This window comes from Ruegeria sp. AD2(2025), assembly GCF_056542385.1.
This window is the reverse complement of record NZ_JBQFZS010000001.1, coordinates 335,454-347,200: the sequence shown is the minus strand read 5'-3', so window position 1 is coordinate 347,200 and position 11,747 is coordinate 335,454. Positions and strand designations below refer to the sequence as shown.

Here is an 11,747-nt window from a genome sequence, read left to right as displayed (position 1 = left end):
CTGTCATGCTCTGAGTGACCGAGTTGCGATGCCGCCGAGTTGATCTCGCCTCCGACAATTGACCCGGGCCTTCCGGGGATCAAACATCGCTATTCTGCACAAGATCGATAGTCCGCAATATCTCGTCCGGATTGATGTGATAGTCTTCCCCCCGCCCCTCACCAACGACAAAGCCATATTTCATGCCCAGACCATCAGCATAGTCTTTCATCATGTTGTTGAGCCGCCATGGCGGAAAAAGCATAACCAAAGACGTACCTGGGGCCATGGCGAGCATTCCATGGGTCATACCGCTCCCCTCGACACCAACCAATACTTGCGCGCCCCGGGCCCGGGCGACGATCTGATCCACGGTCAAATGACGGGGGTCGATGATCTCGTACCCCTGCGCTGCAAAAAAATCTTCGAGTTCGGCCTCATTTGCAGGCGCGCGCTGGGCGCCCCATCCCCGCCGACGGATGAAAATGCCATGCCCTTCGCGAGTTCCTGGCAAAGCACGCACCCGGGCACTCAGATTTTCCAGACGCGCAGTCTTGTGGCTGTTCATGCCTCTATCTTCAAAAATCCAGGCATGGCGAATTCGCACGTCGCTGACCGCCGAGTACGACAGCCCGAAAATGTCCCAATACCGCGATACATGCCCGGCCATGTCGGCTGCAACTTTGGTATCAACATAGCTCTGGCCAAAATCTGGCGCCATCAGCGCCGTCGCGCCCCCGTCAAAAATCATGTGGCCGAAATACATCGTGGCAAAACTGGAAAGCGGCAACACAGCTGTATCCAGCTCCGCGGTCACTTTTGCAAACGGTCTGGTTCTTTGGGGGCCACCCTGATCGTGCCGCGTCCGGTTGGTAAAAAGCCGGCCGCTGGAAAAGACCGCGTCATCTATTCTGTAAGCGATCGTCGCCACGTCTAGGCGATCACGACCAGCGATGCGTAGATTTTCGAGCTCAAAAGAAGAGTAGGTATCCACACCCGTCACACGATCCAACTGGCCATCCAGATAGCTTGCCTGCGTCACGCGATTGCGTTCCTCGGGGCAGATAACCACCTTCTCGGAAGCGGCTTCTTCACAGGATTTTGCAAGGCCTAGGTGGCGCATTACGAACTGAAGCGTCGGCCTGGTGCTAATTCTTCCGCCGAAGACCGTATTCATTGATCAGCAACCCAAGCGCCCGGAACGTGTTTCAAAATAACCTCTTGTACGACATTTGATCGTAGTCTCAGCCCACGCCCCCGGCAATGACAAAATCACATTCAGAACGTTCTGCGCCTTAAACACCGGGCCGGTTGACTGATCTAACACGGCTCCGGCCTTCTTACTGGCCAGCCCGCCATAGATCGTGGAACGGTGCCGAAGCACGCAAACCCTCTCTTCGACACCGAGGGGCCAGACCGCCCCCAACCGGGGCACACCGGGGGCATATTTCAGATATTTGTGGATAAATCGGCCGAATTCGTCTATCTTTCTTGGTTGTTTAGTATCGAGTTCTGTTTTTAGTGAGTAAAACCAATGAATTGGTCTTTTGCACCCGTTGCAGGCCGATTGTGGCAGAAAATTCGAGGATACCGTCCCCTCGAAGAACTTTCTGATCGCAAGGTCTCAATTTCATCTCTCGAAGTAACCCCCCTTACCGAGGCAGTTTTCCTTCCGGGTGAACTGGAGCGGATAAACGGGGCTCATTCGATGGCCGCCAGCATTTCAGATGAAATCGAGCAAACCCTCGCCCCGAACCTGACCAACATTGAAACGCGCGCCTATTTGATCCGGAATGCCGTCATTGCCGACAATCGGGTCAGTACCTGGGCCGGTTTCAAGGACATCTCTCTTCGCAGTGCCCGCACAAGACCTGTCCGTATCACCGAGAAACTCGAAACTGCCGCATTGTGCTCATCATGGCAGGGCAACGACTACTTCTCTCACTTCTTGCTTGATGACGCCGCAACCCATTCCCTGGCGGGCAGATTTGGCGATCCGTTCTTTTCGGGCGCCGGCACATCCAGAAGCGCACATTGCCTCGACTACCTGTCGCGCTTCGGTATCGACTACAAGGAAAAGCAGAACATACTGGTCCGTAAGCTGTGGCTTTTTAGGGACTTTTCACTGAGCACAGACAAACGCCGCCGATTGAAGGACATGGCGGAACGCGCCAAAACACTGATATCCGGAGGGTCGCCGCACCCCGGAGCCTTCATCCGCAGAGGCGTTACCGGCCAGGTGCGAACCCTCGATAACGCCGACGAGATTGAGGCGTGGTGCGCGTCCCAGGGTTTTGCGATCATCGACCCCGAGCACCAATCCGTCGACGACATATGCGCTGCACTCCACGGTGTCCCTCTTGTGATCGGAGTCGAAGGCAGTCATTTGACGCACGCGTTGTTCGCGATGCGGCGCGGAGGCACACTGATCTGCATCCAGCCGCCAGATCGTTTCAACGCTATTTTCCGTCATCTCTGCGCAGCGTTCGGCATAGGCTGGGGTTTTGTGGTTGCAAAAGGCACTGTCGAAGGGTTCTCGGTTGAGCTGGACCGTTTGAAAGCGACGATAGATCTAGCTCAGATGCAGCCCGCTTCGTAGATCAACCGCACCCGCTGGGAGCGCTTCGGTGTAGCATGTCCATCGCGGGCTCTCAGGGATAGAGATATGTACGGTTTAGAATGCAGGCGCCAAGGGCGCCCAGGGTATCTTGGATATCAGTTTTTCTGACTCTGTGGTGCCCCCACACGGACTCGAACCGCGGACCTACTGATTACAAATCAGTTGCTCTACCAGCTGAGCTATAGGGGCACTGGGTTCCGATTAATGTCTCGTACCGGCGACTGCAAGCCCGAATTTTAGTTCGATCTTAACGCCGGATGTTTTGCATGGGGCCCGGGTCCGGGTAATTGCGCGCGGGTCGATTTGACTGCGCCGGGCGCAGCCTGTAACCCAACGGGCAAGACACCGGATGGAAGGACGGAATTGACATGCAGGTGGCCATCCACGCCGGCGCGCTTTTCACGGACGAAGGTCGGCTGGAGAAGCTGCTGCAAACCAACGCAAAAGCGCTTCGGCAGAATGGCGCGGCCTATTGGGGGTTTCGGGCGTATAAGAACATATTCCGGCCTGCTCTGGGATCGGTGAATGACCGACCCGCCGCCGAGGATACGCGGGCCAAATTCCAGAGCCTGATGCCACCGCGGCGCGTGCTCAGCCGGGCGATCCTGTCCAGCGCCGAATATATCGGGGAACAGGCGGCGGTCATCATGGACGGGCAGTTTTATCCGCAAGCCGGGCGTCGGATGGCCTATCTCGATCAGGTGTTCGGCGAGGCAACGGTTGAATTGTTCGTGGGACTGCGCAATCCGGGCAGTTTCATTCCCAAGGTTCTGATGTCCCTGTCCGCACCGGAACGTCAGCACATCCTCGGATCGACCGATCTGAGCTGCCTGAGCTGGCTGGCGATGATCGAGGACATCCGCGACCTTGCCCCCGACGTGAACATAACGCTTTGGAGCAACGAAGAAATCCCGCTGCTCTGCGGCGACATCGCATGCGCCCTTGCGGGGCTGCCCGCCGACGTGCCGCTTGACGGCGAATTTGCACTGTTGTCGTCACTGGTATCAGAGGAAGGGAAGCAGGAACTCGACAGCCTGACCCGGCAGGACCTGTCACGCAGCGATGCATCCTTCAGGGACGGGCTGGCCGCGATCTTTCACCAGCACGCGCTGCCGGATGCTATCGAGGAAGAAGTCGACCTGCCCGGATGGAACGACGATGTGGTCGCCGCATTCACCGAGCTTTATGAGCAGGATCTGGCCCGGCTGCAGACCATGCCGGATATCCGCTTTCTGAAACCCTGACCGGTCGGGTTACATGCCCAGCGCTTCTTTGTACATCTCCAGAACCGCCTCTTCTTCGGCGATGTCATCCTTGTCGCGCTTGCGCAACGCGATGACCTTACGCATCACCTTGGTATCGTAGCCGCGGGCTTTCGCCTCGGCCATGACCTCTTTCTGCTGGTCAGCGATGTCCTTCTTTTCAGCTTCAAGACGCTCGAGCCGTTCGACAAACTGGCGCAACTCGCCTGCGGTCACACGGTAGTTGGCCGCGGCCTGGTCTTCGGTGATGTCTTCCATCTGCATCTCTCCCAAGGGCTGAAAATGAGGCACCGGATCACCGGCCCCGTGCCGGATACAGTGCCGTCCGCCCGACCGCAAGCGCACATTCGGACCAGCGGGCTTGTCTGATGTGCGCCGATCCGTTAAGCGCGGTGGCAATTCTTGGGATGGGCGTAGGAAACCATGTTCGACATCATCGTCTGGGGCGGGGCGGCCCTGTCTCTGGCCGGGTTAATCGGTCTTGTCTGGTGTATCCTGCGCGTGATGAAGGCGCGGAAATCCGGCCTGTCGGATGACGAGTTGCGCGCCGCTGTTCAGGGCGTCCTGCCCTGGAACCTCGCCTCGCTGTTCCTGTCGGTTCTGGGGTTGATGCTGGTCATCCTCGGAATATCCTTTGGATAACCCACCAGTCAGATCGGCATGTTGTCAAACCGCGCTTCAAGCGCATCTTCGCACAGCGCTGCATCCAGCCGCCGCAACCGCGACGGAATCTGAACGCCCTGCGCCCGCATTTGATCCAGCACCTTGCTGACGCTGGGCTGCAATGCCAACCGGGTTTCCAGACCTGCACCGTCCAGTTTCTGTTCAAGCTGCTCCGCTTCGATATAAAGATCCTGAGCCGTCATTTGCATCCTCCCACATATGACCAGTCTGACCGATTTTAGTAACAACATTAAGACCAGCACGAGACCCGGTTAACGCCTCGCGGTTTCTTGCCTATGCTGGGAAAAAGCCGACCATGCGTCGCGGGTCGCACAAGACTTATACGAAAAACGGACGAATTGCCTTGACGGACATCAACTCGTGATTTGGAACTTGCGTCACATTCCGCTATCACTATATGAAATCACCGGGCGCGGAGGACCCCATGACACCCCTTGTGAAAGCCTTTTTCGACCCTCAGACCTTTACCGTATCCTACGTCGTGCAAGAGCCCGAAGGCCAGACCTGCGCCATCATCGACAGCGTGCTGGACTTTGATCATGCATCAGGGCGCACGGATACGGCCTCTGCGGATCAGATCGTGGATTATGTCATGGCGCAGGGGCTCAAGGTCGAATGGATCCTGGAAAGCCATGTGCACGCCGATCACCTGTCCGCTGCGCCCTATCTGCAGGAAAAGCTGGGGGGAAAGATCGGGATTGGCGAGAATATTGTGGTGGTGCAGGACACGTTCGGCAAGGTCTTCAACGAAGGGACCGAGTTCCAGCGCGACGGCAGCCAGTTCGACGCGCTGTTTTCCGAGGGATCCAGCTTTCACATCGGGCAGATGCGGGGCGATGTTCTGCACACGCCCGGCCACACTCCGGCCTGCATGACATATGTCATAGGCGATGCCGCATTCGTGGGCGATACGCTGTTCATGCCGGATTTCGGCACCGCGCGCTGCGACTTTCCGGGCGGGTCGTCGGCGGACCTTTATGCCTCGATCCACAAGATCCTGTCTCTGCCGGATGAGACGCGCATCTTTGTCGGCCATGACTACAAAGCCCCCGGCCGGGATGAATATGCCTGGGAAACCACGGTCGGAGAGCAAAAGGCCCTGAACATCCATATCGGTCAGGGCCGCAGCATCGAGGAATTTGTCGAAATGCGCGATGCCCGCGATGCCACGCTTTCGATGCCACGCCTGATCCTGCCGTCGCTGCAGGTCAACATGCGGGCCGGGCAGATGCCGCCTGCAGACGAACAGGGCGATGTGTTCATGAAGCTTCCCGTCAACAAGCTGTGACGCACGGATAAGAGAGGACCGCGCTATGATGATCGAGTGGTTTTGGGGCTTGGCCGGAGGGCTTCTGATCGGCCTGGCCGCCGCCGTTTACCTGCTGTGCAATGGACGCATCATGGGGGCCAGCGGAATTCTCGGCGGGCTGCTGGAACGCAGCGACCGCAGCATCCTGACCGAGCGTCTGGCCTTTATGGCCGGGCTGATCGGGATGCCGTTTCTGCTGCGCCCCTTGATCGCACCGCAGGCGGAAACCCACCTGACCGGCGATCTGGCCATCGTGATCCTGGCCGGGCTTTTGGTTGGCGTCGGCACACGCATCGCCAATGGCTGCACGTCGGGGCATGGGGTCTGCGGCATCTCGCGATTCTCGCTGCGCGGCATCGTGGCCACGATGTTCTACATTCTGGCGGGCGGGCTGACCGTTGCACTGTTTCGCCATGCTCTGGGGGTGATCTGATGCGCGGTTTCTTCGCATTCCTTGCCGGTTCGCTGTTCGGCACCGGGCTTTTGATTTCGGGCATGACCGACACCACAAAGGTGCAGGGCTGGCTGGACGTTTTCGGCAACTGGGACCCAACACTGGCCTTTGTCATGGGCGGAGCGATCCTGCCCATGCTGATCGCCTGGCGCCTGACCCGTCACGGCGCGCCGGCGACTGGCGGACACTTCCCCGCACCACCCCGGGTCGAGCTTGACCGGCGGCTGATCGTCGGTTCGGTCCTGTTCGGGATCGGCTGGGGGCTGGCGGGGCTATGCCCCGGACCCGCGATGGCCTCGCTCGGCTATGGGGGTGCTGGCGGGATTGTGTTCCTGATTGCGATGATTGCAGGCATGTTTGCTGCCCCCAAGCTGGGCGCACAACTGGACAGGATGGCCAACCCGGCCTAAGCAATTGTCATGGAGATTCGACCAATTACCCCCCGCTACGCCGTCTCGCCGCAAATCACTGTCGAGGACATACCAGCCATCGTCGAGGCCGGTTTTGTCAAGGTGATCTGCAACCGCCCCAATACCGAGGTGCCCCCGGACCAGCAGTCCGACGCGATCGGTCAGGCCGTCCGCGACGCCGGGCTGGAGTATGAGGTTCTGGAACTGACCCACCAGACCATGACACCCGAAAATGTCGCCCTTCAGCGCGATATGGCCGAGAGCTGCAGCGGGCCCGTGCTCGCCTATTGCGCCTCGGGGACGCGGTGTTCGGTGGTGTGGGCGCTGGGGCAATGCGACCGGCTCAGCACCGATGACATCCTGGATGCGACCAGCAAGGCAGGCTACACGCTGGACAATCTGCGCCCCGCCTTGGATCAGATGCGCAAACAGGGGTAAGGCACTCAGACCTCCTCATCCGTTTCCGGCAGCCCCGCAAGCTGCGAAATCTCGGAAACCATCTGCACCGAGTCAATCGGCAGCAGATCCCCAGCCCCCATGACAGGATCGGGCAGGTTCGGGTCCTCCATGACCTCGCCCACGGCATGCAAAGGTGGTTCATCAGGCACGTGAGACGGTCCCGAGGGGCTGGCCAAAAACGGTTGTGGCTCGGCATAGGTCAGCGCGGTCGCGGGTTGATGTTCGTTGACCCGAACCGCACGCATTCCACAGCATTGACCCAGTCGCCCGATGGCCATCCGCGCCCGGTCGATGCTGACCACTTCAACCTTATCCAGCTTTGATCCGCTCAACGGCAGGACATCCCCGACCGCCAGATCGGACAGGTTCGTCAACGGCAGGGACATGCGGCCAAGCACGGCCGTCAACTCGGCCCGCATCACGCCCGAGGCCTGATCCAGATTTCGGCCCGAACTGGTTTCCGGCCCGGCCTGATCAGGCTCTGCCAGAGGCGGATCGGGCAGCAGAATGCACATCTCTGCCTGCCGCGCGCCCCCCGCCAGTTCCACCGTCAGGTCAATGACCCGATAGCTGTCCTCAACCATCGCCAGCATCAACGTCCGCACGTCGTCAGCCCGCGAGGCATATTCATATCCCGAAAGGCAGGCCACATCCGCCGGACCTTCGACCAGCCCGCGCGCACGGCCCAGCATATCCTCAAGCAAGGGCGCGGCCATCGCGGCATCCGTGCCGGTAAAGGCGCGCTCGGGCGGCGGGTCGGCAGACACCATTCCGATCGTCTGCTGCTGCACGATGGCCGAGACGCATCCCGAATCCAGACAGATCGCCGCAGCACCCGCCTGCTCCGACACAAAAAGCAACAACAGCCATCCATCCCGCACCCGGTCGGCCAGTTCCGGTTGCGTCCGCCGGGCCTGCTTGGCCCCGATCACGGATAAGGTCAGCCCCGCCCCCTCACCCGCCGCGCGCGCCAGCCCCAGCCGCAGGGCCCGCAGAATCGAGCGGGGCGGCTCGGGCACTCCCTCCCGCCCTGCCGAAAGCTTGCGCGCCAATGCTGCGTTGGCCTGAACTGTCATCGTCCGAATCCACCATTTGCCGATGTTTCGACCCTTGGTGTAGCCCGGCGACCGTTACGAATGTCTTTATGCCCGTATCATTGCGCGGCCTGCCGATAGGCCAGCGGCAGGCTGACTCGGAACCCAGCCCCGCCCTGCCCCGGCAAATAGGCGATCTCGCCGCCAAGGCGCTGCATGATCTCGCGGCAGATCGCCAGCCCCAGACCGGCCCCTCCGGCCTTGTCCGACCCCACCCGGGCGAATTTCTCGAACACCACCGATTGCGCCTCGGGCGGGATGCCGCTGCCATTGTCGATGAAGTCGATCACCACCTGCTCGCCCACATCATGGGCCGAGATCGTCAGGACCGGCTCGGCCGCATCGCAATATTTCTGCGCATTCGAGATCAGGTTGATGAACACCTGCCCCAGACGGTCCAGATCGGTGTGCAACTGAATGCGCTCGGTCGCTCGGACGCGCTTTACGCTCAGCGCACGGTCCCCGCCTGCCAGCGCGCTGGACACGGCGCGATCCAGCACCATCCGCAGCGTCCCGTCCCCCATATTCAGGCTAACCTGACCGCTTTCCAACACGCTGAGATCCAGCAGATCGTCCAGCAACCGCGTCAGGCGCAGCGCTTCATCATGGATGATCGCGGCATAGCGGGTTTGTTCCGTCCCGCTCAGCCCCTCGGTATCGCGCATGATCTCGGAGAAAGCGCGGATCGAGGTCATAGGCGTGCGCAATTCATGGCTGACCTGACTCAGGAACGCATCCTTCTGCATCGAAACCTGCGTCAGCCTTGCGTTGACATCCCGCAACTGGCGCGCGGTGCGGCTCAGTTCGGCAGATTTCGCCTCAAGCTGGCCGGAGTATTCCAACAACTGCGCGGATTCGTCCGCCACCGCCAGCAGATCCTCGACCGAGACAGACGCTCCACCCACAATCTGCCCGATCATCGCATGGGCCGTTGCGGCCCCGACCGAGCCGCTCAGTTCCCGTTCCAGCCGCTCGAGAAACCCGGGCGTGGGCTCGGGCAGGCGCCCGGGGCGGCCCTTCTGGCGCTCGACCTCGGCCTGAAAGAATTCCTGCGCCGGAGCGGTGCCCAGAATGCGCTGCGTCATGATCATCAGGTCTTCGCTCTGCGCCACTGACCCAGTCCAGCCGCGCAGGGCTGTGGAATGATCGAACACATTGACGAACTGCGCGCCCTGCAAACGCTCCAGCGGGCTGGGAAAACTCAGCATAGAGGCGACGCAGAAGGCGATGGTATTCAGCGACAGCGACCACATGACCGTGTGCACCATCGGGTCGATCCCCTCGACCCCGAAAAGCGCCTGCGGACGCAGCCAGCCCCAGCCAAAGGGACCGTTTTCGATCACCGAGGCGGGGATGACACCACCGCCCATCCCGGGCAACAGCATGGTGTAAATCCACAGGAAAAAGCCGACGCTGAGGCCGACCAGCGCCCCCGTTCGCGTCGCGCCACGCCAGAACAGCCCGCCCACCAGCGCAGGCAATATCTGCGAAATCCCGGCAAAGGCCACCAACCCGATCGAGGCCAGCGCCGCCCCGCCCCCCGACAGGCGGTAGTAGAAATAGCCCAGCGCCATGATCACCGCGATCGACACCCGCCGCGCCATCAGCACGATGGTCCGCACATCCCCCGAAACCGAGCCGCGGCGTTCATGAGTGCTGAGCCAGATCGGCATGACCACGTGGTTCGACACCATCGTCGACAGCGCCATGGCGGTGACAATCACCATCGACGTGGCCGACGAAAAGCCGCCGATGAACGACAGCATCGCCAACCCTTCGTTGCCTTGCGACAGCGGCACCGTCAGCACGAACAGGTCGGGGTTCGACCCTTCGGGCAGCAGGTCCAGCCCGACAACGGCAATCGGCACCACAAACAGGCTCATCAGCAGCAGATACAGCGGAAAAGCCCAGGCGGCGGTGCGCAGGTGGCTTTCGTCGTCATTCTCGACCACCATGACCTGAAACATCCGCGGCAGGCAGACAAAGGCCGCCGCCGACAGGAATATGAGCGTCGTCCAACGCCCCGCATCCACATGCCACCGACCGATTTCCGAGCTGTCAATCCGGTCCATCATCGGCCCCAACCCGCCTGCGATGCCCCAGACCACGAAGATGCCGACCGCAAGCAAGGCGAACAGTTTGACCACCGATTCCAGCGCAATCGCGGTCACGACGCCATGGTGACGTTCGTTCGCATCCAGATTTCGTGTGCCGAACAGGATCGCAAAGACCGCCAGTCCGGCGGCCACCCAGAAGACGCTGGACCCCTCACGATATAGGCCCGTCGGGTCCGCCTCGGCAAAGATCGAAAAGGACAGCGTGATCGACTGCAACTGCAGCGCGATATAAGGCGTGCCGCCCAGAACCGCCAAAATGGTCACGCAGACCGCCAACGTGTTAGACTTGCCATAACGGGACGAGATCAGGTCCGCGATCGAGGTCACCCGCTGGCTGCGCCCGATCCGCACCAGCTTGCGCAGGCCCCACCACCAGCTGATCATCACCAAGGTCGGGCCCAGATAGATGGTGACGAATTCCAGCCCCGACCGCGCCGCGCTGCCGACGGCACCGTAGAATGTCCAGGCTGTGCAATAGATCGACAGCGACAGCGTATAGACCAAAGGAGAGCGCAGCCATTTCCCGCCCCCCGCCGCCGCCAGCCGATCCGCCGCGAAGGCCACGCCGAACAACAGCACAACATAGCCCAGACAGACCAGAATCAGGATGTTCAGCGTTGCCATGGCTCGGCCTCGGGCTCGGCATTCTCGCGCGCCACCATGCGGCGTGCGGCGAAGCCAAAGATCAGGCTGATCAGGATCAGAACACCCCAGCAGGCGAAGATGTAGAATATGGCCGACGATAGCGGCAGCGCCTCGGCCCCGGCGCTGCGGTCAGGCCAGAGCAAGGGCAGCGCCAGCATCGCCGCACCCAGAAACGGCAGCAGCCGCGCCGCATCGGCCAGCCTGCGCCGGCGATAGCTTTGACGCTCCAGAAACAGCGACGGCCGGACCGGCAGGGTCGTGTCCCGGCCCTCGTCCCCGGCGCTCATGACCGCGAGGCCTGCGCGTGCAGGTCACGCACCGCCGTCAGAACCTCGGCATTCGAAAACGGTTTGGTCATGAAGCGGCTGACCCCGGCCTGTTCAGCCATTTCGCGGTCGCGGGATTGCCCGCGCGCGGTCAGCATCAGGACCGGCAGGCCCTGCATCTCATGGTGTTCGCGCAGGTCACGCAAAATATCCATCCCACTTTTGCCCGGCAGCATCACATCAAGAATGACCAGATCAGGTCGGGCTGCCAGAACAACCTGCACCGCATCCGTGCCATCGGCGTGGGTTTCCACCTGCCACCCCTCGCGCGTCAGCAGAAACCGGATCGCCTCGGTGATGTTGGGCTCATCCTCGATCAGCAGAACCTTGCGGCTCATATTTGCAATTCCTCCCCATGACCGGTCGCACGTCCGGCCACCTGTCCTGC

The 11,747-nt window shown here is 60.9% G+C and carries 14 protein-coding genes and 1 tRNA gene; 7 read left to right on the top strand and 8 right to left on the bottom strand.

Going from position 1 to position 11,747, the window contains the following annotated elements; genetic code table 11:
- Nucleotides 1-79 precede the first annotated feature (79 nt).
- On the bottom strand, nucleotides 80-1,156 hold the full coding sequence (locus ACR1XV_RS01695) for a glycosyltransferase family 61 protein (protein ID WP_480528544.1): 1,077 nt from the start codon (nucleotides 1,154-1,156) through the stop codon (nucleotides 80-82).
- Nucleotides 1,157-1,513: 357 nt separating this feature from the next.
- Between ACR1XV_RS01695 and ACR1XV_RS01690 the strand changes: the two genes are divergently transcribed.
- Nucleotides 1,514-2,578 (top strand): glycosyltransferase family 61 protein, encoded by a 1,065-nt coding sequence (locus tag ACR1XV_RS01690; RefSeq protein ID WP_480528542.1) that lies wholly within the window; start codon nucleotides 1,514-1,516, stop codon nucleotides 2,576-2,578.
- Nucleotides 2,579-2,712: 134 nt separating this feature from the next.
- Here the strand turns inward: ACR1XV_RS01690 and ACR1XV_RS01685 are convergent.
- Nucleotides 2,713-2,788, bottom strand: a tRNA-Thr gene (locus ACR1XV_RS01685).
- A gap of 179 nt (nucleotides 2,789-2,967) precedes the next feature.
- On the opposite strand from ACR1XV_RS01685, the gene ACR1XV_RS01680 reads away from it, so the two are divergent.
- Entirely contained in the window at nucleotides 2,968-3,843 is an 876-nt protein-coding gene (locus ACR1XV_RS01680) for a hypothetical protein (RefSeq protein WP_480528541.1), read from the top strand.
- A 9-nt stretch (nucleotides 3,844-3,852) separates the two neighbouring features.
- On the opposite strand, the gene ACR1XV_RS01675 is transcribed toward ACR1XV_RS01680, so the two are convergent.
- Nucleotides 3,853-4,119, bottom strand: coding sequence for a DUF2312 domain-containing protein (locus tag ACR1XV_RS01675; protein ID WP_480528539.1), 267 nt, complete (start codon nucleotides 4,117-4,119; stop codon nucleotides 3,853-3,855).
- 165 nt (nucleotides 4,120-4,284) lie between these two features.
- Here ACR1XV_RS01675 and ACR1XV_RS01670 point away from each other — a divergent pair, with 165 nt between their 5' ends.
- The gene (locus ACR1XV_RS01670; protein WP_480528538.1) at nucleotides 4,285-4,503 is read left to right on the top strand and encodes a hypothetical protein; all 219 of its coding nucleotides are present in this window, start codon (nucleotides 4,285-4,287) and stop codon (nucleotides 4,501-4,503) included.
- Nucleotides 4,504-4,511: 8 nt separating this feature from the next.
- Here the strand turns inward: ACR1XV_RS01670 and ACR1XV_RS01665 are convergent, their stop codons facing one another.
- Nucleotides 4,512-4,727 carry a hypothetical protein gene (locus ACR1XV_RS01665; RefSeq protein ID WP_480528537.1) on the bottom strand — a complete coding sequence of 72 codons (216 nt, stop codon included), beginning with the start codon at nucleotides 4,725-4,727 and terminating at the stop codon, nucleotides 4,512-4,514.
- Nucleotides 4,728-4,969: 242 nt separating this feature from the next.
- Here ACR1XV_RS01665 and ACR1XV_RS01660 point away from each other — a divergent pair, with 242 nt between their 5' ends.
- Genes ACR1XV_RS01660 through ACR1XV_RS01645 form a run of 4 tightly spaced genes read left to right on the top strand, consistent with a single transcriptional unit; the run spans nucleotide 4,970 to nucleotide 7,156 of the window.
- Nucleotides 4,970-5,833 carry an MBL fold metallo-hydrolase gene (locus ACR1XV_RS01660; RefSeq protein WP_480528536.1) on the top strand — a complete coding sequence of 288 codons (864 nt, stop codon included), beginning with the start codon at nucleotides 4,970-4,972 and terminating at the stop codon, nucleotides 5,831-5,833.
- 25 nt (nucleotides 5,834-5,858) lie between these two features.
- A complete protein-coding gene (locus tag ACR1XV_RS01655) occupies nucleotides 5,859-6,287 on the top strand; it encodes a YeeE/YedE family protein (RefSeq protein WP_480528535.1) in 429 nt (142 codons plus the stop codon).
- Entirely contained in the window at nucleotides 6,287-6,718 is a 432-nt protein-coding gene (locus ACR1XV_RS01650; RefSeq protein WP_480528534.1) for a DUF6691 family protein, read from the top strand. Before ACR1XV_RS01655 ends, ACR1XV_RS01650 begins: the two co-directional genes overlap by 1 nt.
- Before the next feature lie 9 nt (nucleotides 6,719-6,727).
- Complete coding sequence (locus ACR1XV_RS01645) at nucleotides 6,728-7,156, top strand: protein tyrosine phosphatase family protein (RefSeq protein WP_480528533.1); 429 nt, start codon at nucleotides 6,728-6,730, stop codon at nucleotides 7,154-7,156.
- Between the two features lie 5 nt (nucleotides 7,157-7,161).
- On the opposite strand, the gene ACR1XV_RS01640 is transcribed toward ACR1XV_RS01645, so the two are convergent.
- The 4 genes from ACR1XV_RS01640 to ACR1XV_RS01625 all read right to left on the bottom strand — a co-directional run bounded on the left by ACR1XV_RS01640 (nucleotide 7,162) and on the right by ACR1XV_RS01625 (nucleotide 11,697).
- The gene (locus tag ACR1XV_RS01640) at nucleotides 7,162-8,253 is read right to left on the bottom strand and encodes a FliM/FliN family flagellar motor C-terminal domain-containing protein (protein WP_480528531.1); all 1,092 of its coding nucleotides are present in this window, start codon (nucleotides 8,251-8,253) and stop codon (nucleotides 7,162-7,164) included.
- Between the two features lie 77 nt (nucleotides 8,254-8,330).
- Nucleotides 8,331-11,012 (bottom strand): ATP-binding protein, encoded by a 2,682-nt coding sequence (locus tag ACR1XV_RS01635; protein WP_480528530.1) that lies wholly within the window; start codon nucleotides 11,010-11,012, stop codon nucleotides 8,331-8,333.
- Complete coding sequence (locus tag ACR1XV_RS01630; RefSeq protein ID WP_480528529.1) at nucleotides 11,000-11,320, bottom strand: hypothetical protein; 321 nt, start codon at nucleotides 11,318-11,320, stop codon at nucleotides 11,000-11,002. The genes ACR1XV_RS01635 and ACR1XV_RS01630 overlap by 13 nt, the downstream gene beginning before the upstream one ends.
- Nucleotides 11,317-11,697, bottom strand: coding sequence for a response regulator transcription factor (locus ACR1XV_RS01625; RefSeq protein WP_480528527.1), 381 nt, complete (start codon nucleotides 11,695-11,697; stop codon nucleotides 11,317-11,319). Before ACR1XV_RS01625 ends, ACR1XV_RS01630 begins: the two co-directional genes overlap by 4 nt.
- Nucleotides 11,698-11,747: the final 50 nt, after the last annotated feature.

Coding starts and splice junctions, on each gene's coding strand:
- ACR1XV_RS01695 (WP_480528544.1), bottom strand. CDS start 1,156: ATGAATACGGTCTTCGGCGGAAGAATTAGCACCAGGCCGACGCTTCAG.
- ACR1XV_RS01670 (WP_480528538.1), top strand. CDS start 4,285: ATGTTCGACATCATCGTCTGGGGCGGGGCGGCCCTGTCTCTGGCCGGG.
- ACR1XV_RS01640 (WP_480528531.1), bottom strand. CDS start 8,253: ATGACAGTTCAGGCCAACGCAGCATTGGCGCGCAAGCTTTCGGCAGGG.
- ACR1XV_RS01665 (WP_480528537.1), bottom strand. CDS start 4,727: ATGACGGCTCAGGATCTTTATATCGAAGCGGAGCAGCTTGAACAGAAA.
- ACR1XV_RS01660 (WP_480528536.1), top strand. CDS start 4,970: ATGACACCCCTTGTGAAAGCCTTTTTCGACCCTCAGACCTTTACCGTA.
- ACR1XV_RS01675 (WP_480528539.1), bottom strand. CDS start 4,119: ATGGAAGACATCACCGAAGACCAGGCCGCGGCCAACTACCGTGTGACC.
- ACR1XV_RS01690 (WP_480528542.1), top strand. CDS start 1,514: ATGAATTGGTCTTTTGCACCCGTTGCAGGCCGATTGTGGCAGAAAATT.
- ACR1XV_RS01650 (WP_480528534.1), top strand. CDS start 6,287: ATGCGCGGTTTCTTCGCATTCCTTGCCGGTTCGCTGTTCGGCACCGGG.
- ACR1XV_RS01635 (WP_480528530.1), bottom strand. CDS start 11,012: ATGGCAACGCTGAACATCCTGATTCTGGTCTGTCTGGGCTATGTTGTG.
- ACR1XV_RS01680 (WP_480528541.1), top strand. CDS start 2,968: ATGCAGGTGGCCATCCACGCCGGCGCGCTTTTCACGGACGAAGGTCGG.
- ACR1XV_RS01630 (WP_480528529.1), bottom strand. CDS start 11,320: ATGAGCGCCGGGGACGAGGGCCGGGACACGACCCTGCCGGTCCGGCCG.
- ACR1XV_RS01655 (WP_480528535.1), top strand. CDS start 5,859: ATGATGATCGAGTGGTTTTGGGGCTTGGCCGGAGGGCTTCTGATCGGC.
- ACR1XV_RS01645 (WP_480528533.1), top strand. CDS start 6,728: ATGGAGATTCGACCAATTACCCCCCGCTACGCCGTCTCGCCGCAAATC.
- ACR1XV_RS01625 (WP_480528527.1), bottom strand. CDS start 11,697: ATGAGCCGCAAGGTTCTGCTGATCGAGGATGAGCCCAACATCACCGAG.